The organism is Streptomyces sp. NBC_00310, assembly GCF_036208085.1.
In the GTDB taxonomy this organism is placed as follows: Bacteria; Actinomycetota; Actinomycetes; order Streptomycetales; family Streptomycetaceae; genus Streptomyces.
Window position 1 is genome coordinate 10,263,635 of the sequence record NZ_CP130714.1, and the last position, 21,598, is coordinate 10,285,232.

General features: G+C 70.7%; 14 protein-coding genes and 1 pseudogene. 10 read left to right on the top strand and 5 right to left on the bottom strand.

What is annotated here, in order from left to right:
• Positions 1-443 precede the first annotated feature (443 nt).
• Positions 444-1,010, top strand: a complete 567-nt coding sequence (locus OG202_RS44730) for a hypothetical protein (RefSeq protein WP_327726373.1) — start codon at positions 444-446, stop codon at positions 1,008-1,010.
• On the opposite strand, the gene OG202_RS44735 is transcribed toward OG202_RS44730, so the two are convergent.
• Positions 928-1,368, bottom strand: a complete 441-nt coding sequence (locus OG202_RS44735) for a transposase (RefSeq protein ID WP_405896137.1) — start codon at positions 1,366-1,368, stop codon at positions 928-930. The two genes, OG202_RS44730 and OG202_RS44735, sit on opposite strands and share 83 nt — an antisense overlap.
• 65 nt (positions 1,369-1,433) lie before the next feature.
• Here OG202_RS44735 and OG202_RS44740 point away from each other — a divergent pair.
• Positions 1,434-1,928: pseudogene (locus OG202_RS44740) on the top strand (IS200/IS605 family accessory protein TnpB-related protein); the annotation flags it as partial.
• Positions 1,929-2,023: 95 nt separating this feature from the next.
• Here the strand turns inward: OG202_RS44740 and OG202_RS44745 are convergent.
• On the bottom strand, positions 2,024-2,890 hold the full coding sequence (locus OG202_RS44745) for a class I SAM-dependent methyltransferase (RefSeq protein WP_327726372.1): 867 nt from the start codon (positions 2,888-2,890) through the stop codon (positions 2,024-2,026).
• A 139-nt stretch (positions 2,891-3,029) separates the two neighbouring features.
• On the opposite strand from OG202_RS44745, the gene OG202_RS44750 reads away from it, so the two are divergent.
• Positions 3,030-3,614 carry a TetR/AcrR family transcriptional regulator gene (locus OG202_RS44750; protein WP_327726371.1) on the top strand — a complete coding sequence of 195 codons (585 nt, stop codon included), beginning with the start codon at positions 3,030-3,032 and terminating at the stop codon, positions 3,612-3,614.
• Between the two features lie 360 nt (positions 3,615-3,974).
• On the opposite strand, the gene OG202_RS44755 is transcribed toward OG202_RS44750, so the two are convergent.
• Both OG202_RS44755 and OG202_RS44760 read right to left on the bottom strand, forming a co-directional pair.
• A complete protein-coding gene (locus tag OG202_RS44755; protein ID WP_327726370.1) occupies positions 3,975-4,637 on the bottom strand; it encodes a lysophospholipid acyltransferase family protein in 663 nt (220 codons plus the stop codon).
• Between the two features lie 620 nt (positions 4,638-5,257).
• The gene (locus OG202_RS44760; RefSeq protein WP_327726369.1) at positions 5,258-6,271 is read right to left on the bottom strand and encodes a hydroxyacid dehydrogenase; all 1,014 of its coding nucleotides are present in this window, start codon (positions 6,269-6,271) and stop codon (positions 5,258-5,260) included.
• 556 nt (positions 6,272-6,827) lie between these two features.
• Here OG202_RS44760 and OG202_RS44765 point away from each other — a divergent pair.
• The 6 genes from OG202_RS44765 (at position 6,828) to OG202_RS44790 (ending at position 15,597) form a co-directional block, all read left to right on the top strand.
• Positions 6,828-8,156 carry an ABC transporter substrate-binding protein gene (locus OG202_RS44765; protein WP_327726368.1) on the top strand — a complete coding sequence of 443 codons (1,329 nt, stop codon included), beginning with the start codon at positions 6,828-6,830 and terminating at the stop codon, positions 8,154-8,156.
• Between the two features lie 79 nt (positions 8,157-8,235).
• Complete coding sequence (locus tag OG202_RS44770) at positions 8,236-9,189, top strand: carbohydrate ABC transporter permease (protein WP_328224587.1); 954 nt, start codon at positions 8,236-8,238, stop codon at positions 9,187-9,189.
• Positions 9,186-10,052: a carbohydrate ABC transporter permease gene (locus OG202_RS44775; RefSeq protein ID WP_326584591.1), complete on the top strand. Its 867-nt coding sequence runs from the start codon at positions 9,186-9,188 to the stop codon at positions 10,050-10,052. Before OG202_RS44770 ends, OG202_RS44775 begins: the two co-directional genes overlap by 4 nt.
• A 14-nt stretch (positions 10,053-10,066) precedes the next feature.
• Positions 10,067-13,480 carry a twin-arginine translocation signal domain-containing protein gene (locus tag OG202_RS44780; protein WP_328224588.1) on the top strand — a complete coding sequence of 1,138 codons (3,414 nt, stop codon included), beginning with the start codon at positions 10,067-10,069 and terminating at the stop codon, positions 13,478-13,480.
• Positions 13,481-13,575: 95 nt separating this feature from the next.
• Positions 13,576-14,757, top strand: a complete 1,182-nt coding sequence (locus OG202_RS44785) for an alginate lyase family protein (protein WP_327726365.1) — start codon at positions 13,576-13,578, stop codon at positions 14,755-14,757.
• Between the two features lie 45 nt (positions 14,758-14,802).
• Complete coding sequence (locus OG202_RS44790) at positions 14,803-15,597, top strand: alpha/beta fold hydrolase (protein ID WP_405896138.1); 795 nt, start codon at positions 14,803-14,805, stop codon at positions 15,595-15,597.
• Between the two features lie 48 nt (positions 15,598-15,645).
• Here OG202_RS44790 and OG202_RS44795 read toward each other — a convergent pair whose 3' ends face one another.
• On the bottom strand, positions 15,646-20,364 hold the full coding sequence (locus OG202_RS44795; RefSeq protein WP_328224589.1) for an NB-ARC domain-containing protein: 4,719 nt from the start codon (positions 20,362-20,364) through the stop codon (positions 15,646-15,648).
• 161 nt (positions 20,365-20,525) lie between these two features.
• On the opposite strand from OG202_RS44795, the gene OG202_RS44800 reads away from it, so the two are divergent.
• Positions 20,526-21,434 carry an S-4TM family putative pore-forming effector gene (locus tag OG202_RS44800; RefSeq protein WP_327726362.1) on the top strand — a complete coding sequence of 303 codons (909 nt, stop codon included), beginning with the start codon at positions 20,526-20,528 and terminating at the stop codon, positions 21,432-21,434.
• The last annotated feature ends 164 nt before the right edge of the window (positions 21,435-21,598 follow it).

A 21,598-nucleotide genomic window follows, 5' to 3' on the forward strand; every position in this document is an offset into this window, starting at 1 on the left:
GCGGTATCGCCGCCTGCTGCACAGCCGAGGACCGGAACTGCCCTCCTGCCCGGGCGTATGGGGCGGGGGCGCTGGACGCTGTATCGGTGATGGAGGTGCCGCCTTCTTGGCGCCTCGGGCCGGAGTGGTGGTGGAGCGCTTCCGCCCCGCCTGCGGCAGGGTGGGATGAGTGCCCTCTACGGGGGCGCGATCATCGGGGCGGCGAGTTCGTCGACCCGGGCCAGCCGCTTATCCCACAGTTCCGGATCCTCCCCGGCAGGTACGGCCTCCGGCGACGCCTGAGGGCTTCTCCAGGGACGGGGAGGCCGGCAACGCGCCGACTGAGTGCGTTGTGTCAAAGGGAGTCCCTGTTCGATGAGCAGGGGCTTCTTCGTGTGCGGGGCGTGATCACGACGGGGTAGGGGCAGGCAGCGGACGGCTTGCTGTTGATCGAGGAGGTCGCGATGCCGTCGGTGCTGGGGTTGATGGAACAGCGTGAGGCGCGGGCGAGGCAGGATCTGGAGTCCTGGACGGAGGTCCTGGAGCAGGCTCAGGCGGAGGTGGATGCCGCGCGGGAGCGCGTCGAGCGGGCCCGGGTGGGGCGTGAGGAGCTCGTGTCGGTGCTGGCCGAGGAGAGCCCGGTGAATACGCCGGCTTCCGTGCCGTCTGGTGGTGAGGCTGTTGCGGTTGGGGGTTCGAGCGGCTCCGGTGCGGGCCATGGTGAGCGGCCGCCGGTGTGGCGGTCGGGCATGGGTGAGGAGGTGCTCAGCGGTGTGTATCGGGAGGTGTTCGCCGCTGCGGTGGCTGCTTCGGGGCCGGTGAACGGGGTGGAGTTGACGCGGGCGGTGGGCCGGAAGGCGGAGATCAAGAACGAGGTGGAGAAGATCCGTCACCGTGCCTACGTGCTGGAGAAGCGGGGCTGGCTGGTGCGGGCGGAGGACGGACGGTTCATGCCCGCGCCCGGGGCAGTCGGCCGGGGCGTTTCTCCGGCCAGCGCGGAGCGTCTGCGGCCAGGCGCCGGGACAGCCTGATAACGGCTGCCCACCACACCATCTGCTGGTGGTGGTCGGGGCGGCGTTCGTGGTCGCGGTTGAGGCGGCGTGAGCGGGAGAGCCAGCTCAGCGTGCGCTCCACCACCCACCTGCGGGCCAGTACGACAAATCCGCGTTGCCCGTCGGAGCGGCGCACGACCTCGATCCGGACTCCATGGCGGGCGAACGCCGCCGTGAGCGCCGGGCCCTGGTAGGCGCTGTCGACCCACACCAGCTTCAGCAGCCGGCCCGGCTGGTCCATGAACGTCTCCAGCAGCGCGGGAGCGGCCTTGGAGTCGTGCACATCGGCTGTGGTCACGGTCACCTCCAGGAGCAGTCCCTCGGTGTCGGTCAGGATGTGGCGTTTGCGCCCGTCACGTGACTTGCCGCCGTCGTATCCGCGACTGTCCTCGCCGACGGTCTCGGACCCGCGAGAAACACGGCCGCCGCACCCGCTTCCGGCAACTGATCTCCGGCATGCCCACCGGCAGGCTCCGCGCCCGCCTGTCCTCGATGGCGGATCAGACGGGTATCGCGGTCATCGCCGTGGACCCGGCCTACACCAGCCGCTGGGGCGCCCAGCACTGGCAGAAACCCCTCACCACCACAAGCCGCACCACCACCCGCCACGACGCTGCCGCCGTGGCGATCGGAAGTCGCGCCCAGGGACACCCGATCCGGCGACGGACGGCACCGCCCCCACAGCACCGGAGTGATGCGGTGGGGCATCGGACCGTCCAGGCCCGACCAGGTGTTCCTGGGCGTGAGGAACCCCGCCCCCGCATCCCCGGACCACGGACACGATCCGTGCCGCCCGGGTGCGGAGTGAACGCGGGCAACCAGAACGCCCAACACCGTCCGGGGCGTTCGGCCGAGCATGAGACCTGGCAACAGGACTCACTCCCGCTCAGTCTTTAGAAACGGTTGAGAAGACACTGTTGGCGAATCCGGCCCGCCGGGTTCCCGCACACCGGGACGACCCAGCCGAGACCCGAGAATACGCACCCGCTGGTTTAGGGCCTGTCCGATGGGTCGGCCGGGCGATCTGCCGTGACCAGCCACGATGTGCTGCGCAGCCGGACCGTGCCGTCCGTCGCCTCGTGGTCGCGCAGATGTTCCGTCAGGGTACGGCGGGCGCGGGCCCGTGCAGCCGCGTCGGCCTGCTCCATCAGGTGGCGACCGGGGCCCGTTCCCAGCAGGAACTCCGCCGCGTCCTCGGCTCCGCGTCCCCATGCCCCGTTCACCTGCGCCTGGGTGATGGTGATGCCGGTGAATCCAGCCGCGATGAGGACGTCACGGATGCAGTCCGGGGCGGCTAGGGAGAACATTCCGGGCAGCCCCGACTTCCCGAAGTCGCCGACCGGCAGGAAGTCGCGCAGCGACGCCACCGCCGTCACCCAGCCGTTGAGCATGGCATCGGCCGGGCAGACGAACGCCAGGCGCCCACCGGGTCGCAGTGCCCGGCCGACGTTGCCGAAGGCCGCTACGGGGTCCGCGAAGAACATCACCCCGTAGCGGCTGATCGCCGCGTCGAACGCGCCAGGGTCGAAGGGGTACACCTGCGCGTCGCCTTGCGTGAAGGACACGTTGGTGATGCCGTCCTTCTCCGCGCGGGCCCGCGCCTCAGCCAGCATCGGGCCGGACAGGTCGAGGCCCAGCGCGCTCCCTTGGGGTGCCCGGAGCGCGGCGAGGCGCGTGGTCTGCCCGGAGCCGCAGCCGAGGTCGATGGTCCGATGAGCCGCGGTTATCGCAGCGGCTTCGAGTAGCGGTTCGTTGAAACCCTCGTTCACGGCGTTCCAGCGGTCCTGGTTGCGTGCCCAGTGGGCGCCTTCGGGGCCATTCCATGCCTTTGCCTGGTCGGTGTTGACGACGTCTGACACGGGCGCCTCCTGAGGTGGGACGACGGAGAATGGGCGTGCGCCCAAACTGTATGGGCGCGTGCCCAAATAGGCAATTCCAGCTACCATTCAAGAAGTTGTGCCCCATGTGGGCGATGGCGGCAGAACGGAAGAGAGGCCCATGTCACCGCGCGGAGTGGCGACGCCGGACGTGCGCGAGCGGCTGTTCGCGGCCGCGGAGCGTGTCGTGGAAAGGGACGGCCCCGGCGCGCTCACCAGCCGGTCCGTCACCACCGAGGCGGGCTGCGCCAAGGGGCTGTTGCACGCGCACTTCGCAGGGTTCGACGAGTTCGTGGCCGAGCTCTGCCTCGACCGGTTCGCGCGGACGGCGGCGCAGGCGCAGGCGCTGTCGGTGCTCGCCGGGCAGGGCACGGTGGCGCGGAACCTCGACGCTGTCGTCCTCGCGCTGTTCGACTCCGGCGGCCCCGCCCTGTCGGGCCTGGCCATGACTCGCCCTGCCGCCGCGTTGCGCATCCGCGCGGCCCTGCAAGGCGGGGCACCGGGCTTCACTGCGATCCAGGAGGCCATCACCAGCTATCTGAAGGCCGAGCAGGGGCTCGGCAGGGTGGCGGAGACCGTCGACCCGAGCGCCATGGCTCTCGCGATCGTAGGTACCGCCCACCACCTTCTGATGACCAGCTGGCCCGGCACGCCTGACCCACGGTCCGCCATGACGCGCCTGGTGGCCTCGTTGGTGGACGGCTAGCTAGGGACTGTCCGCCGAGTCAGAAATCGACTCAGCAGGCCGAAGGGCTGCCACGTGTGATGTTCGAGTGCGGGCCTTTGGGGTGTCGTTCCACCATGCGTTGAGGCGGTGAAGGTTCATAGGAGTCGAGGGGCACGGTGACCGTCGCGCACCGCAGGTCGGCGGGGAGCTGCGGGCCGGTGCCGCAGCTCTGCCACGCGGGCCGCTGATGGTAGTACCGGCCCAGGCCGACGGGGAGGGAATGGTCGGGTCCGGGGCCGGCCGCTTGACGATTCTCATCTGCGGGCGCGGCTGGAAGGGGGAGCGGTCACGCTCGGGTAGCCGGGCCGGGTCGTTGAAACGTCCGCCCGGCGCCGGCCGCTACGCGGCGAGTGCGGCCGGTTCGCCGAGGCGGGCGGCCGCCGTGCGCCAGGCGGCCGTCACCGCGGCATGTGCCTGCCTCGTGTTCGCGGTGTGGCCGCCGGTGAGGGTGAGCGGTGCCCCGACGTGGACGTGCAGATCGGGGCGGCGCAGGGGTGCGGTGAGCAGTCCCGTGAGTTGCTTGACCGTGTTGCCGGAGGTGACCCGGCGTGCCCCGGCCTGGCCGACCGGCACGACGGGCGCGCCGGTGCGCTCGGCGAGCCGGGTCAGACCGCTGCGGAACGGTTCGGGCGCGGCTTCGGCGGCATCCTTGCGGAGCGGGATGCCGCCCTCGGCGTAGATGAGAACCGTCCGGCCTTCCGCCAGTGCGTCGGCGGCGAGATCGAGTGCGTCGGCGGCGCGCGGGTCCCCGCGGTACACCGGGATGTGCCCCTCGCGGGAGAGCGCACGGCCGAGCAGGGGGATCCGCCACAGGCCCGCGGCGCCCATGGCGACCGGCTGGACGCCGAGGCGGTGCAGCGCGGCGAGCACGATGGCGGGATCGGCGAGCGAGGTGTGGTTGGCGGCGATGATGCTGCCCGGCGCCACCGCGGATCCGGCGTCGGTGGTCACCGTGAGACGACCGACGGCGGGTACCAGGACGTCGGCGAGGCGGCTGAACATGGGGTCTCCCGGGCTTGACGAGGCAGATCCACATCGTCGGCCCGCTCGCCGCGCGGAGCCTGAGTGCTCGTACTCAACTACGGGGGTGCCGGTACCCAGGCGGCACGGGTTTGGGTCCCCAGGCCGAGATCATCGGGGACGTCGCCAGGGGCAGGCCGCCCGGCCTCGCCGAGGGCGTCGGCCCCACCGTCCCCGGCCGCCGGTCGCGGTGACCCGTATTGAGCCGCGCTGCGTACACCTCGGGCCACCCTGGGCGAGCGCGCCGCTCATTCGGCCGGGCCCGCGGAGCCCGTCCACTGTCCACGGTCGTCTCGCGTCGGCGGCGGACCTTGGTAGCGGGGGCAGTCGTGCGAGGCCGTGCAAGCTCGCCCGAACGCCACGGGTCGGCGGTGTCCGAAAGGACGTGGACATCGGCCGGTTGCCCAGCAGGACGGGTACGTCTTCCCGGGACGCACCCTGCGGCGACGGTCCCACGGACCGGTTCGTCGCGTGCACGGATGTTCCGGCCGAGCGCCGTCGCGGAGGTTCCGGCCCAGCGCCTTCGCGGAGGTTCCGGCCCAGCGCCTTCGCGGTATCCATCCCCTGCGGTACCAGGGAGTTCGTGCCTGTACTCGGACGCGTCAAGCGCTGATCTCCAGTTCCGTGCGGCGCACGCCGTGCGCGAGCGGCAGGCCGGCGGCGAGCCGTTCCAGTTCCTCCACGACGGTGCCGCCGAGGCGGGCCAGTTCGTTGCCGAGGGAGCCCGCGATGTGCGGGGTGAGGAAGACGTTGGGCAGGCGGTAGAGGGGCGAGTCCGCGGGCAGCGGCTCCGGTTCGGTGACGTCGAGCACCGCGCTGATCCGGCCCCCGACCAGCTCGTCGGTGAGGGCCTCGGGGTCCACGAGGGCACCGCGCGAGGTGTTGATCAGTACGCCGCCGTCCCGGATCAGCGAGAGTCGTTCGCGGTCGAGCATCCGGCGGGTCTCCGGAATGTCGGGCGCGTGCACGCTGACGATGTCGCTGGTCCGCAGCAGCTCGTCGAGAGGCAGTGACACCGCGCCGAGCGCCGCCGCCTCGGCCTCGCCCACGTACGGGTCGTACAGGCCGACGGAGAGGTCGAAGGGGCGCAGGAGTTCCAGCACCCGGCGGCCCACGCGCGACGCGCCGATGATCCCGACCCGTCGTCCGAGGTTGCCGACGGCCGCGTACGCGGCCGGGGCGGGATACACGTGCTCGGTCCGGAAGCGTTCCCGCAGCCCGAAGGCGTCCTTGCCGGCGAACAGGATCGCGGCGAGCGTGTATTCGGCCACGGGAAGCGCGTTGGCGAGGACGGCACTGGACACGGTGAGTCCCCGCTCCCAGACGGTTTCGCCGATCAGGCCGCGCACACTGCCCGCGGCGTGCAGCACGGTCCGCAGCCGGGGCGCCGCGTCCAGTACGTCCGCGCCGACGCGCGGACAACCCCACCCCGTGATCAGCACCTCGGCCCGCGCCAGCGCGCGCAGGGCCGCCGGATCGGTGAAGTCCTGGACGACGAGACCGATATCGATGGTCACGAGCTGCCGTAGCCGCGTCATGAGCGGGGCCGGGAAGAGCTCCGGCAGATGGACCGGGTCCATGGCGAACACGGCGGGTGGAAGCGGTTGCGGGGGCATGGCGCTCCTGCTCGGGCACGAGGGCGGGGGAGAGGTCCGATTGAACCTCGCTCGGGTAAACGGTTTCTACGCTAGAGAGCCATCGGTCCTCAGGTCAATGGTCGGCGAGGGGTGCCGCTCGATCGGGATGAGGGCTCACTCTCAGTGATATCGGTGGGAAAAATGCAGGTCGAAATGATAGCCAGGTAACGCTGTTGAAAGTCGGACGAAACAAGCCGGCCGCCCCCTCTTGTGGTTCTGGCCGCTCACGTCCTACGGTCCACAACAACCGGTTACTACCCCTCGGGAGGCGTCACCGCGTTTCTGCCTTCCCTGCCTCACCGCTGACCGCGCCGGTTCCCCCACCCCTAGGGCGTGTTTCGGAAGTCCCTTCGTCGCCCGAAGGGCGGCTCTGCGGCGTCCGGTGCGTGCTCTCGGCGCGCCGGACGAAAGGCCTCGTACTGGGCGTACTTGGCCTTTCGTCCGGTGCGGCGAGAGTGCGTGCCGGGCGTCGCAGAGCAGAAGGGACTTCCGAAACACGCCCTAGCGCCGTCCTGTTTCCGTTCGTGGAGGACCGATGTCCCAGTTCCGTGCCAGAGCCCTCGCCGCGGCGGCCGCCGCGGCGTCCCTGTCCCTCCTGCTGGCCGCCTGCGGGGGCGGCGACGCCGACTCCGACTCCGCGGCGAAGGCCACCAAGGGCAAGGTCACCCTGGAGTTCTGGAGCTGGACCGACGGCATCGAGGCCCAGACCAAGGTGTGGAACAAGGCGCACCCCGACACCCAGGTCAAGTTCGTCAACCCCGCGGGTGAGACGGCGTACCAGAAGCTGCGCGCCGCGGTGAACGCGGGCACCGCGCCCTGTCTGTCGAAGATGGACGGGATGAACCTGGCGAACTTCGCCGCCGACGGCCTGCTCACCGACGTCACCGAGGTCGCCGGGCCGTACAAGGACACGTACACGCCCGCAGCGTGGAACGCGGTCAGCCCCGGCGGCACCACCTTCGGCATCCCCATGGGCTCCTCACCGCTGTTCACCGCCTACCGCGCGGACCTGTTCGAGAAGTACGGCATCGAGGCGCCCAAGACCTGGGACGACCTGATCGCGGCCGGCAAGAAGGCGCAGAAGGAGAACAAGAAGGTCAAGATCTTCAACATGGCCGGTGAGGACCCGAGCACCCTGGTCGACCTCTCCTGGGAAGCCGGCGCCCAGTGGTACAAGGTGGACGGCGACCACTGGGTCGTCGACTTCACCTCGCCCGAGGCACTGCGGGCCGGTGACATCGTCCAGCGGCTGGTCGACAACGACCTCGCCTCCAACGCCTCCTACGCCGACCCGGGCGTCTTCAAGACCTGGGACCTCGGGACGACCATCGCGATGACGACGTCCACCTGGCAGCTGCCGATCTACGACACCAACTTCCCCAAGTCGAAGGGCAAGTGGCAGCTCGCGGACTCGCCCGTCTTCGACACCGCGAAGCCGCGGACCTCCAGCAACTTCGACGTCCTGGCCGTACTCAAGGGCTGCAAGTACCCGGACCGGGCCGCCGAGTTCGCCGCCTGGCTGTCCAGCAGCGAGGAGTCGCTGACCACGCTCACCGACCCCGCCTCCAAGTCCGGTCTCTTCCCGGCGGTCCCGGACGTCTCGCCGTACGTCGACAAGATCATCCCCACCGAGATGTTCAACGGCGAGTCCGACAGCGCCGAGGTGATCACGACCGCCGCCTCCCGGGTGGGGGAGCAGTGGCAGTACGGCCCGAACTACGCGGCCATGTACTCCGAGATGCAGAAGCAGTGGGGCAAGGTCATGAAGAAGGAGATCACGGTCGAGGAGATGCTGACGAGCATCGAGAAGTGGACCGTCGACGACCTCAACGACAAGGGCATCAAGGCGGTCGCGGGCAGCTGACCCCCGCCGGGAGCCGCGCGGTCGCGCCCCGCTCCGCCGACAGCCGACCCACCCTCACCCGGAGACATTGGAGACACCCGTGTCCACCCTGACGCGACCGGCGAAGGCCGCGACCGACTCCCCGGTCCGGCGGCCCTTCCCCCGCCGGGCCGGGAGGCGGGGAGCCTACAAGGGGCTGCTGTTCATGCTCCCCTTCCTGCTGGGCTTCATGGCCACCTACGTCGTGCCGATCGGCTACGCCTTCGGCCAGAGCCTGCACGAGAAGAGGAGCAGTGGCCTCGGCTTCGGCCCGACACGGGTCGTCTACACCGGCTTCGCCAACTTAGCCTCGGTTCTCGGGGACAGCGCCTTCTGGACGGGCATGGGGCGCACCCTGCTGTTCGGCGCGGCGCAGATCACGGTGATGCTGGGCATCGCCCTGCTGCTGGCACTCCTGCTCGACGGGGTGGCCGCCCGCGCGGTGCGCTTCTTCCGCGCGGCACTGCTCATCCCGTACGTCATCCCCGCCGTGGTCTCCACCCTGATGTGGCTGTTCCTCTACAGCCCGACGGGCAGCCCGCTGCTGGACCTCGCGGAGCGTTTCGGCGCGGAGATCACGTTCTTCGGCGGCCTCAACACGTACCTCTCGCTGGGCAATCTGCTCACCTGGCAGGGGATCGGCTTCAACATGATCCTGATCTCCGCCTCGCTGCAGGCACTGCCCCGCGAGCTGTACGAGGCGGCCCGGCTGGACGGCGCGCGGGAGTGGCGGATCGCCTGGTCGATCAAAGTGCCGAACATCACCGGGATCCTGGTGCTGACCGGCATGTTCTCCCTGATCAGCCGGCTCCAGCTGTTCGGTGAGCCGCTGATCATGCGGCAGATCGCACCGGAGTCCATCAACACGGACTTCACACCGATGATGGAGATCTACGACAAGGCCTTCAAGGTCGGCGACTACCAGTACGCCGCCGCCGAGTCCCTGGTCCTGGCCGTCGTCACCGGCATCCTCGCCTTCGTCTTCTACCGCGCCACGAACAGGAAGATGTCATGAGCAGTGTTGCCTCCGGGGGCGGCGTGCGCCCCTCCCGCCGCGCGGTGGTGCTCACCACCGGTCTGCTGGTGGTCTTCCTGCTCTACTCGCTCGCCCCGACCTGGTTCCTGATCGTCTCCGCGACCAAGGACCAGACCGACCTCTACTCCACGTTCGGTCTGTGGTTCTCCTCCAACCACCTCGGCGACAACCTCCAGGACATCGCGACCTACCACGACGGTGTGTTCCTGCGCTGGATCGGCAACTCCGTCCTCTACTCCACCCTCGGGGCGGCGGGTTCCACCCTCGTCTCGCTCGCCGCCGGGTACGGACTGTCGAAGTTCGACTTCCGCGGCCGAGGCGCGCTCTTCGCCGTCATCGTCGGCGCCTCGCTGCTGCCCAGCACCCTGCTGGCGTTCCCGCTGTACCTGGTGTTCTCCGAGATCGGGCTCACCAACACCATCTGGTCGGTACTCATCCCATACTTCATCAACCCGTTCGGGGTCTACCTCGGCAAGGTGTACGCCGACAGTTCGGTGCCCACCGAACTGATGGAGGCGGCCCGCATCGACGGCGCCGGCGAGCTGCGGATCTTCTACGCGGTCGCGCTCCGGCTGATGAGCACCGGCGGCATCACCATCTTCATGCTCGAGTTCATCAACATCTGGAACAACTTCTTCCTCCCCCTGTTCATGCTCAACGGCGAGCGCACCTTCCCTGTCACCCTGGGCCTCTACTCATGGCTCCAGCAGGCGCAGACCGCACGCGACATGAACACCCTCGTGCTCACCGGGTCCCTGCTGTCGATCGTTCCGCTCGCGATCTTCATGTTCACGCTCCAGAAGTACTGGCGCAGCGGAATTCTCATGGGCAGCCTCAAGTAAGAAGGAACAGTGTCGTGTCCCACGCCCCCAGAAGACGTGAAGTGCTCAAGTACGCCGGGACGACCGGCGTCGCCGCCGGCCTCGGCCTGCTGACCTCCCAGCCCGCCGCCGCGGCACCGGTCACCGAGTCCGACGACTCGGCCGCGTTCAAGAAGGCCGTCTGCCAGCCCCTCGACATCGTCGTCTTCGGTGACGCCGAGTCCGAGGCCGCGCACGACCTCACCGCCACCCTCTCCGACACCGTCACCGGCGGCCTGGGCCAGAGCGCCCGCGTCCTCAACCCCACCGCACCGGCGAGCTACTGGGGCGGCACGCTGACGTTCGACGTCGCCGTCAGCCCGACCGACACCACCTACGTCACGGTGCGCCTGTGGGGCGACGACCACGACGACACCGCCGAACAGGCCGGCTCCGGCACGAACATGTGGCGGCTGCAGCTCTTCGTCGACGGCCGCCAGGTCGGCTACCAGGACGAGGGAGCCGTCGACAGCCTCGACATCCTCGACACCGCCCCGCGCACCCCGGGCCGCTTCTTCTTCCACACGCTGCCGCTGCCGGAGAGCATGACGTCCGGGAAGAAGAAGGTCACGCTGGAGATCCGCGCCATGGGGCGCATCTGGTCGTACGGCCAGAACCCCGAGCAGCTGTACCGGAGGATGACGACGCCCTCGCGCGGCATCTATCGCATCTACACCCACACCGAGCCGTACTTCGTGCCGCCGAAAGGCGAACAGCAAGGACCCGCACCGGAGTTCAAGCCGCGAGCGGTCGAGGGCGCCGAGGTGCTGGAGGCCGTGCGCCGGCGCGTCGCGAAGGACCAGAAGCACTACCTCACCACGGCGAACCCGGCCGGCATGGACGCCTTCGCGTTCCAGTCCCTCGCCGAGGGCTATCTCTGGTCCGGCAGCCCCGCCCACCAGAAGCCGGCCGCCCTGGACCGCGTGCTGCGGGCCATCGACGGCCGCTACATGGCCTGGAAGTCCGACGCCTCGGTCCTCACCGGCTCCGACCAGCAGTGGCAGGGCTTCGGCCGCGTCGGCCTGACACTGGCCCTGCTCTGGGAACACCTCGGCGACCGCCTCGACCAGCGGGTCACCGGCTCCCCGTACGAGATCACCAACCCGGGCTTCGAGGAGGGCGACGAGACCCCCATGGGATGGTCGGCGCCCGGCTGGGGGCAGACCTCCGGCGCCACCTGGTCGCGGGACACCACGGCCTCCCGTACCGGCTCCGCCTCGCTGAAGCTCCAGGTGCCCGCCTCCGGCGGCAACATGTACACCTACTCCAGCCCCAAGACCCGTATAAGAAAGGGTACTTACACCTACGGGACCTGGATCCGGACCGAGGGCGTCACCGGGACCGGCGCGCACATCGACCCGCTGTTCTACGACGCCGACGGCAAGCTCGTCGGCAGCGACCACAAGAAGTTCGCGACCACCGGCACCCACGGCTGGGAGTACGTCTCCATCGACCTGGAGACCCCGTCCGGTGCCACCCAGGTGGAGATACACCTACGGCTGTCCGGCCCCGGCACCGCCTGGTTCGACTCCGTGGAGCTGGTCGAGCCGACCGAGATACGCAACCCCGGCTTCGAGCAGGGCACCGCCACCGTGCCCACGGGCTGGACCGTCCCCAGCTGGGGCAGGACCGCCGACGCCACCTGGTCCCGGGTCACGGACGTCTCCCGCTCCGGCTCCGCCTCGCTGAAGGTCGCGGCGACCGCGTCGAACGGCTTCGTCACCGCCTACAACACGGCGAAGTTCCAGGTCGGCGAGGGCACGTACACCTACAGCGCCTGGATCAAAACGGACGGCGTCACCGGGACCGGTGCCCATGTCGACCCGCTGTTCTACGACGCGAACGGCAAGCTCGTCGGCAGCGACCACCGCGAGTTCGCGGCCACCGGCACCCACGGCTGGGAGCAGGTCTCGATCGACCTGGAGACCCCGTCGGGCGCCACCCAGGTGGAGTTCCACCTGCGGCTGTCCGGCCCCGGCACCGCCTGGTTCGACGACCTGACCGTCACCCCGCCGAAGAGCGCCGGCCCCGCCGAACAGCCGGTGCGCCGCGCCGCGTACACCGACATGCTCAAGTCCAGCCGGGACTACTGGCGGCAGCACTTCCCGCACTACACCAACCAGTCGCAGATCTGCGCCATCGGCCTGTACCAAGCCAACCGGGGCCTGAGGCTCCTCGCCCCGGACCTCGCACTGCCGGAGGACAGGGCCCGCGACTACATGTACCAGTCGCTCGGTATGAAGCCCTACCTCGGCCGGGAGGACAAGGACGGCAACCCCACCAAGCCGCTCGGCGAGACCTACCATCAGGTCACCCGGGCCGGTCTGACCCGCGAGTTGGGCTATGTGGGCAGCTACGGCGAGGTCATCGACTGGCTGGTCATGATGTACGAGTCCGTCACGCGCGGCCACGACGCCCAGGAGGCGCCCGAACTGCGCGAGCAGATGGTCAAGATCATCAAAGCGCGCGGCCGGTTCCGGGTCGTGGACGTCGACGAGACGGGCGCCCGCGTGTCCCGGATCGAAACGGTCATCGGCTGGCGCAACGAGGTCTACCCCGGCGAGATCGCCTACGCGTCCCGCACCGCCTGGGACTCCAACCCCGTGATGTCCGCCGCGGTCTTCAAGGACCCGGACATCGTCGGCTGGACCCAGGAGATGGTGGACGACGGCCAGTTCTTCCGGCAGCTGGGCCTGCTCGTCAACCACACCTGGACCCGCGTCGGCCTCTCCGCGCTGCGCCTGGTCTCCCGCGACTGGGACGCCTTCCAGGCCCTCGCGAACCGCCCCGCCCGCATCCCCACCGCCTGGGAGCAGCCCGACTTCGTCTTCACCGACGAGGAGAACGGCTGCCTGGCCGTCAAGAACGGCGAGGAGCTGCTGTTCGCCTCCCTCTACTGGCGGTCCCGCCAGGGCGTGAACAACTACGCCCGCATCCACCACCTCACGCCCGTCGACCAGCGCTCGGCGACCGTCCGTGAGCGCAGTGCGGGCACGACGGACGAGACGTTCACGGCCCGCGACTGGATCCTCTGGGACTACGCCATCAACGACCCCGGCGCCGGACATCTCCCGCCGGGCGGTTTCCCTCCGCCGGGCGACACGCTCCACCAGTCGCAGGAGGGCGACGTCTACCGTCTCGCCCCGATCCCCGACGACATCCCCGACCCCGCCCTGGGCGTCCACTTCGACGGCGTGGAGACCATGCTCGTCGGCCGCGCGCCGTTCTACCTCTGCGAGTACGGCGACTACCTGATCGCCATGAACACCACCACCGACAGGACGTTCACCCTGCCCGCCCGTCAGGACTTCGGCCCGGCCCGTGACCTGGCCACCGGCAGGACGATCGGTGCCGGGCAGCGACCGAAGCTCGGCCCCCTCAGCACCCTGGTGCTTCACCGGGGCCGCTGACCGACCAGCGGGCCGGTGCGGCGCGGGGGACCGCACCGGCCCCCGTTCGCCTCCACTTCCGCACTCAACGTCGAGTGAAAGAGGACCGACAGCCCATGGCAGAGCCGCGACCCTCCACGACGCCGGGCACCCCCGGCCGTCGGCGCTTCCTCCAGATCACCGCTGCCGGCGTCGGCACCGCGGGCTTCGCCGGAGCGTCCCTCGCCGGGGCGAACCCGGCCGCCGCCGTCACCTCCGGCCTGGCCTCCCTGACCCATCCCGGGGTGCTGCACAGCCGTGCCGACCTCGACCGGATGCGCGCCAAGGTCGCGGCCGGCGCCGAACCCTGGCTGAGCGGCTACAACGTCTTCAAGAACGACTTCTTCTCCCGCTCCACCTACACCGTGGCGGGCGGCCGGGCCACGGTCACCCGCGACCCCGCCGGCGATCCCGGCAACGCGGAGCTCTGGTACGACTGCAACGCCGCGTACCAGAACGCCCTCATGTGGTACATCACCCGCGACACCGCGCACGCCACCAAGGCCCTGAGCATCATCAAGTCCTGGACCGACGCCCTCCAGGAGATCAACGGCAAGGACGCCGGACTCGCCGCCGGAATCTACGGGGCCAAACTCGCCGCCGCCGTCGAGATCATGCACTACACCGGCCCCGCGGGCAGCTGGACGGCCGCCGAACTCGCCGACACGGTCGCCATGTTCGAGAACGTCTTCGTCCCGCTCATCAACATCTACGGCGACGGCGCCTACGGCCTGATGGGCCTCAAGGGCATGCTGCAGATCGCGGTGGCCTGCGACAACCTCACCCTGTTCGACCACGCGTACAACGCCTTCATGACGCACACCTGCTGCGGACTCACCAAGCTCATCCAGTCCGGCACGGGCCAGTGCTGCGAGTCCGGCCGCAGCCAGGGGTACGCCCAGCTGATCCTCGGCTCGCTCGCCGAGATCTGCCAGACCGGCTGGATCCAGGGCCTCGACCTGTTCGGCGCCTCCAACTCCCTGCTGCTGGCGGGCTACGAGTACACGGCGAAGTACAACCTCGGCAACACCGTCCCGTACGACGCCACGTTCGGACGGTGCGACTGGCACTGGTCGACCATCTCCACCGACGGGCGCGGCACCTACCGCGCCATCTACGAGATCGCCCACAACCATTACGTGAAGCGCGCCGGCAAGTCCGCCCCGTACACCGCCCAGGTGGCGAGCCGACTCCGGCCGGAAGGCGCTCCCCAGCAGTGCGACCACCCGGGTTTCGGCACCCTGCTGTTCACCCTCTGACTCCGATCACTCACTGCGGAGCTTTTCGTGATCCACAACCCCGTCCTGCTCGACCTCGGCCGCATCCGTGTCTTCTGCACGTCCCTCGGTCCGGACGACGCCCCGGCGCTGCTGCTGGTGCACGGCTGGGGCGGCGACGGACGGGAGTGGTCGCCCCACGCCGAGGCACTGGCCGACCGGTTCCGCGTCCTCGTCCCCGACCTGCGCGGCCACGGCCGCTCCGAGGTGCCGGACGAGGGCAACACCCCGGCGGAGATGGCGGATGACCTGGCCGCGCTGATCGGCTCCCTGGGCGTCGGGCCGGTCGTCGCCGTCGGTCACTCCATGGGCGTGCAGGTCGTCAACCTGCTCGCCACCCGCCACCCGCGAACCGTACGGTCGGTCATCGCCCTCGACCCCGCGCACGGCGCGCACGGAGCCGAGGTCGCGAAGATCCCCGCCCGCCTCGCCGAGTACCGGGAGCACGGCGCCCGCGCCGCCGCCTCCTTCGTGGCCGGTGCCTTCTCCCCACAGGCCCCGCCCGGCCTTCGTACGGCGCACATCCGCACCATGCTCGGCACACCGGACCACGTCGTCGCCCAGGCCTACGCGGGCATGTACACCGACCCCGGCGCGGTGGGCGCCCGCCCCTACAGCGAGGCGTATCTGCGCCGTCGAACGCAGCCGGCGCTGACCGTGTGGACGTTCGACAAGGCCGCCGAGTGGGAACGCGGCACACTGCGGGTGCCCGGCTCACGGGTCGAGCACTGGCCCGACACCGGCCACTATCTGCACGAGGAGCGGACCGAGCGCACGATCCGGCTCATCCGTGACTGGGCGGACGGGGAGACGCCCGGCTGAGGGTGGCGCCCGCGCTCGGCCGTCCGGTTCGACCACGGAGTCCGACGACTACACAGCCGGGTACGCGACCTCACTCACCGGCCCGGCGGCCTCGCACAGGTAGAGGCCGGCCGAGCCGCCGAGGACGATGCGGTCGTCGTGCGGGTGGAACGCGCAGGAGGACAGGTGGTTGTCCACGCGAAGGCGGCACGGCTCGGCCGCCGACTCGGTGTCCCAAAGGAAGGCGGAGCCTTCCATGGTGACGGCGACCAGACGGTTCCCGTCGCGTGACAGGGCTACGGACCACACCGCCGTGCCGTCGCCCTCGAGCACGCGGCGGGGCTCTCCCGTCGCCGGATCCCACAGCAGCGTGTAGCCGTCGTACCCGGCGGTGGCCAGGTGCCGGCCGTCGGGCGACCAGGACACCGAACTGATCGAACCGACATGACCGTCCCACTCGCCGACCGTGCCCGTGGGCCGGCCGGTCGGGTCGAGAGGGACGACGCGCAGCTCCATGGACGAGGTGGCCACGGTCAGTCGGGACCCGTCGGGTGCGAACGCCAGGGCGTTGACACTGGCGCCCACCGCAATGGTGCCGGCCCGCTGCCACTCGGTCGTCCGCCACAGCAGCACATCGGTGCCGTCCCCGGCGGCCACCCAGCGGCCGTCGGCGCTCCAGGCGACCGCGCCCGGATAGGTCAGCCTCCGGGCCAGGACGCGGATCACCTCATGCCGTTCGGCGTCCCACAGCACCAGCCGGTTGTCGTCACCGGCGGTGAGCAGTCGCCGCCCGTCCGGCGACCAGGCGACGGCCCGCAGGTCGCCTTCGTGGGCGGACACCGCGTACTCCGACCAGACCGGCAGGTCCGCGACACCCGCCGGTGTCGACATCAGCTGTCCTCCGGTGTTTCCGGCGGCCAGGGCACCCCTGGAGGACCAGGCCACGGTGTTCACCCGGTCGGCCAGTCCGGCGTCGGGGGAGTCCTGTCGCTCGGGGATCCAGAGGCGCACCACGGGCTGACGGGTGCCGACGGCGATCCGGTCCTCCCGCGGATGCGGAGCGATCGCCTTCGCCTGGACACCACGGGCGGAGAAGCTGTCGGTGAGCTCCAGCCGCGGTGTGTTCGCCCACCAGGAGACCTTCCAGACGAAGACGGTGCCGTCGTTGTCGCCCGTGAGCAGGGTGTCGCCCGACCGCGTCCAGGCCAGCGACTGGAGCCAGGTCGCCCGGGAGGGGTCCTCTCCGTGGATCCGGGCCACGGCGTCGGACCCGGCGCAGTCGACGAGGGTCACCTTCGCCGAGTGCCCGGCGACGGCCAGCAGGTTCCCCTCCGGATGCCAGTCCAGGGCCTGGACCACGGACTGCCCGGTGCCGAGCACCGCGGGTTCGCCCGCCGGCTCCCCCCGCCACAGCTGGACCCCGCCGTCGCCGAGGCCGACGGCCAGCCCGCCCCGCTCGTGCCAGCCCACTACGGTGCAGGTGGCGTCGCGTCGGCCGGGCAGAGGCGGCCCCAGACTGTCCTCGGTGAACGGCGCGTGCCAGAGCCGCACGTCGCTCCCGCAGGCGACGGCGACGGCCCGGGAGTCGGGAGCGAAGGCCACCTGGACCCGGGGACGGTCGTCGTCACCGACGGTCAGCCGCCGCACGATCCGTCCCTCCGAGGGGTCCACCAGCAGGACGTCACCCCAGTCGGTGCCCACGGCCAGGAACACCACGTCCGGGCTCCACGACAGGCCGATCACCGCGCCGTCGTCGCCCGCCGCGTCCACGCCGGGTTCCGGTCCGCCGCCCGCCGCGTCCACCACGAGGTCCGGTCTGCCGTCCTCGTCGACCCAGCGGATCCGCACCGTGCCGTCACCGCCGCCGGTGGCCAGCAGCCGGCCGTCCGATCTCCAGCACAGGGCGTGCACGGACCCCGTATGACCGGTCAGCACCCGCAACAACCGCCCGTCGGGACCATCGGGGAAGGGCGCCTTCGCGATCAGCCCTCCGGCCAGGACCTCATGGGAGTGGTGCAACCGCCGCATCACCTCGGGTGAGGCCAGGCAGCGGCTGTACAGGGTGACGGCCAGGTCGACGCGTCGCGCGTGCCCGGTCAGCAGATGGGCCTCCCCGTAGACCAGCGAACCGAGTTCCGCCGCGTAGATGTCCATGCCCAGGGGCAGGAAGACCTGCCTGCGGCGCACCGCTTCCGCCTCCAGGGCCGTGGGGCCGCTGCGCCAGACCCGTTCCACCAGGAAGCGGAAGTCGGTGGTGGTGTGGCCGATGCCGATGCCGATGCCGTCGTCGGCTGCGGCGAGGTGGTACGTGACCTGGTCCAGGAACTCGGGGTCGGCGTCGGGCTCGGCCAGGGCGTGCCAGCCCGCTCCGCCGCACAGCGGGGCGTGCGCGTCCAGCAGGGTGCGATGGGCCCGCCGTACCGCGTGCGGGTCGCGGCGGCGGAGGACGTCACGGATGACGTCGTGGAGCCGTACGCCCTCGGCGTCGAGCTGGGCCAGCAGGGAGTGGTCGTCCAGGCGGAGGCACTCCTGCCGCGCGGTCAGCTCGGACACTCCCCAGAGCCGGGCGAGCCAGCGGTACGGGATGTGCTGGTCCTCCGGGAAGCAGGCCGTGGCCAGCAGCCGGGCCAGGGAGGCATGGCCGGTGTTCCGGATCCGGGCGAGTTCGACGAGACTGAGGTCGACGGTGGCTTCCATCGTGCGCGTGTGGGGGTCCGGGTCGGTGTGGATCGGATCCCGCAGCCCTCGGCGGTCCAGTTCGTCGGTCATGGCGCGCACGACGTCCGCCAGGTCCATACCGCTGCGCTGCACCATGCTGCGCAGCACGCCGTTGAACAGGCGCAGTGCCAGCGGCCAGCGGCCGGAACGCTCGGACAGGGGCAGCACGGTGGTGTTGTCGGCCCCGTCGATTCCCGCCGTCAGCAGGTTCAGCGACTGGGCGAAGGACATCCGGTCCACGCGGATCAGCGGCGCCGACCGGTCCAGGACCCCGGGTCTGCGGGTGGTCACCAGCCGGACGCAGCCGCTGCCGCCCCGCAGGAACGGTTCCAGGTCCTCGCGCCGCCACACGTCGTCGACGACGAGCAGGACGCGCCGTCCGTCGAGCGCCGCCCCCAGTTCGACCCCCGCCGCCTCCACGGTCGCGTAGGCCGGGGGTTCGGCGCCGGTGAGGAGGGCGACCAGGTCACGCGCCACGGCGATGATCCGCTGCTGCGACGCGTCCTGGCCGAGCTGTACCCACAGCACGCCGTCGGGGAAGGCCGCCAGTACGTCGGGGTGGTGGCAGGCCCAGGCGGCCAGCGTGGTCTTGCCGAACCCGCCGGTGCCGTGGACGCCGGTGACGGTGGAGGTCAGGCCCACGGCGGAGGGGGCGTCGGCGGGACAGGCCCCGCCCTCCGGCGCCGCTGCCTTCAGCAGCGACCTGACCACGTCGTCGCCCTGCTCGGGCCGTTCGACGAAGTCCGAGGGGACGGGGGGCGCCATGTGCGGCATGCCCCTCGGCCGCCGCGAGCCGGAGGACGGGGCAGCCTCCACCCCCGGCCCGCGCGCGGGCCGGCCGGGCACGGTCACGGCGCCCGTGGACGGAGGCGGCACGATCTTCATTGCGGACGGTGGCCGTTCCACCTCGTGCCGCGCCAGCAACTCGCCGCCCGCGTAGGCCGCCAGACGGAAGAACCGCCATCTGCGGGTGTCGCCCAGGTTCGTGTAGGTGGTGAAGCGCAGGGCCGTCGCCTGGACGGACAGGAGCCGCTGATCCGCCCACAGGTCCTGCCAGCTGTCCGGGACGACGTCGGCGCAGGCGGTGTGCATGCCGTCCACGAGCTCCCGCAACCAGGGGACGAGATGGGGGACATGGGCATCCCGGGGGTTCACCACGTGGGACAGCAGCGCGTGTTCCTGCCGCGGGTCGAGGTCGACGGGCACCTTCTCGTCGGCCAGGACCGACAGCATCAGCGTCGCGAGGTCCCGCGTCAGCGGGGCCTCGTCGGAGAAGTCGGGCAGATCGATGAGTCGATAGGAGTCGGGGCGCAGCGTCCCTCCGGGAGAGGGCACCATGACGTTCTGCAGATGCAGGTCGGAGTGGGCCAGACCGTGCACCACGTGGAACAGCGGGTCGGCCGGCCGGGGGTTCTCCCCTGCCATGAGCAGCGGGTTCGGTACGACGACGCCGTCGATCTCGATCCACCCCGGCTCGTTCGGGTCCAGCAGACGCGCGTCGACTCCGGCGGCGTACGCCCGTACCTCCCCCTCTTCCTCGACCAGTGCCCCGAGTTCACCGCGCAGGAATCGGGAGACGGGTACCTCCTGGGCCTCCCGGTCCCGGACTCCTCTGTTCCAGTCGGTCACCAGCCCCGTGACCACGGCACGGAAGACGGACAGCAGTTCCTCCGGGCCCAGGCGGGCCATCGTCACCACATCGCGCAGGCTGCCGCCGGCGGGCTTCTGGAAGGTGAGCAGCCGCCCGTCGCCCACCGGGTACGGCGGGAAGACCTGCTCGGTCAGGTGCCGTTCGGCGAAGTCCCCTCGGAGCCGGGAAGCGCGGAACGCGTGCTCGTGCGTCGCGTGTTCCGCGTGCTGGTCGGCGGGACACAGCTTGACCACGACGATCCCCGGCCCCGGAATGACCGTCACGGCCGTGAGCGCCGCGCCCGTGTAGCCCTTCCCCGACGGTTTCCACCGGGGCCTGACCGGCGTGACCTTCGACCCGTTGACGTCGGCCCACCGCAGCAGGGCCCGTGCCGCGTCCTCGTCCTCCAGGCACGCGGTCAGCTCGACAAGTTCGGTCATCGTCCCCCCGCGCGAAGGCGCCGGTACGCCGGTCATGGCTCGCCACGCATCGATCGGAGCCATTGTGGCACCGCCGAGGGCGGCGGCCGGCCCATGCCCTGTGTACACCGGACCGCGCGGCGGGCACAGTTGAGAGTACGGCCGAGGACGAGGGGGACGTCATGGGCAGTGAGCCGGTCGGGGGCTCCCGCATCCTGTCGGAACAGAACGAGGAGGCGGCCCGGCACCGGCTGCGGGCCATGACGGTCTCCCACCGCAGGGCCCAGCGTCTGGCCAACGCTCGCCTGGGTGTGTCGGTACTGCTGGCCGTCGCGGGACTCGGCACCGCCCTCCTTCCCGAACTCACCGTCACCGTGACCGTGTTGGGCGGAGTCTGGGCCGTGGCGCACTCCGTCGGCCTCACCTCGTGGGAGAGCAGCGAGTCCCGTCGCGCGGCGCTGCTGCAGGAGTCGTTCGACGTCCGGCTGTTCCACCTGGAGTGGAACGGCGCGATGGCGGGATCCCCGCCCGCCCCGCAGCTGATCAGCAGCCTCAGCAGGCGTTTCACGGGCGACGAGGCCGAACTGCGCGACTACTACGAGATTCCCGAACTGCCGCACCCCTACGACGTGCTCGCCTGCCAGCAGCAGAACCTCGGGTGGGGTGCCCGGGTCCGCCGCCGCTACGCCCGGACCGTGCTGACGGCCCTGCTGCTCTGGCTGGGCACGGGGCTCGCCGTCGGCCTCTCGGCACGCATGAGCCTGCTCGACCTGCTGCTGTTGTGGTACGTGCCCTCCCTCGGCGCGGTGATGATGGGTGTGGAGGTGTGCCGTACGCAGTGGCAGGTGGTCGCGGACCGGGAGCGCGTGATGGAACTCCTGGAGGCCAGGGTCGCCGCCGGCGGTGACACGGCCGCCCTGCTGCTCTTCGCCCGGCAGGTGCAGGACGTGATCTTCCAGTCCCGGCAGCGGCACACCCGTGTGCCCGGCTGGTTCTTCCGCCGCTTCAAGAGCGCGGACCGGGTCGACTTCCAGGCCGCGATGCACGACCTGCAGACCGTCGTCGCACGCACGACACCACAACCCAACTGACAACGGGGCGACTTGGTACGACAGGAGGGCTGGGGAGGCCTCGACGCTCCCGTGACGGCGGTCCGGTGAAGCGATGTACTGTCAGCGTCTGCTCAGGTGGACGCGTCGTCCGGACACCCGCGAAGCCGAAGCCGAGCGCGGCGTCGGGCGCGGACGGGTCCTGG

What these genes read in the sequence shown, in the direction of transcription:
- OG202_RS44785 (WP_327726365.1), top strand. Translation starts at nt 13,576, where the DNA reads ATGGCAGAGCCGCGACCCTCCACGACGCCGGGCACCCCCGGCCGTCGG.
- OG202_RS44775 (WP_326584591.1), top strand. Translation starts at nt 9,186, where the DNA reads ATGAGCAGTGTTGCCTCCGGGGGCGGCGTGCGCCCCTCCCGCCGCGCG.
- OG202_RS44800 (WP_327726362.1), top strand. Translation starts at nt 20,526, where the DNA reads ATGGGCAGTGAGCCGGTCGGGGGCTCCCGCATCCTGTCGGAACAGAAC.
- OG202_RS44765 (WP_327726368.1), top strand. Translation starts at nt 6,828, where the DNA reads ATGTCCCAGTTCCGTGCCAGAGCCCTCGCCGCGGCGGCCGCCGCGGCG.
- OG202_RS44755 (WP_327726370.1), bottom strand. Translation starts at nt 4,637, where the DNA reads ATGTTCAGCCGCCTCGCCGACGTCCTGGTACCCGCCGTCGGTCGTCTC.
- OG202_RS44760 (WP_327726369.1), bottom strand. Translation starts at nt 6,271, where the DNA reads ATGCCCCCGCAACCGCTTCCACCCGCCGTGTTCGCCATGGACCCGGTC.
- OG202_RS44730 (WP_327726373.1), top strand. Translation starts at nt 444, where the DNA reads ATGCCGTCGGTGCTGGGGTTGATGGAACAGCGTGAGGCGCGGGCGAGG.
- OG202_RS44795 (WP_328224589.1), bottom strand. Translation starts at nt 20,364, where the DNA reads ATGACCGAACTTGTCGAGCTGACCGCGTGCCTGGAGGACGAGGACGCG.
- OG202_RS44750 (WP_327726371.1), top strand. Translation starts at nt 3,030, where the DNA reads ATGTCACCGCGCGGAGTGGCGACGCCGGACGTGCGCGAGCGGCTGTTC.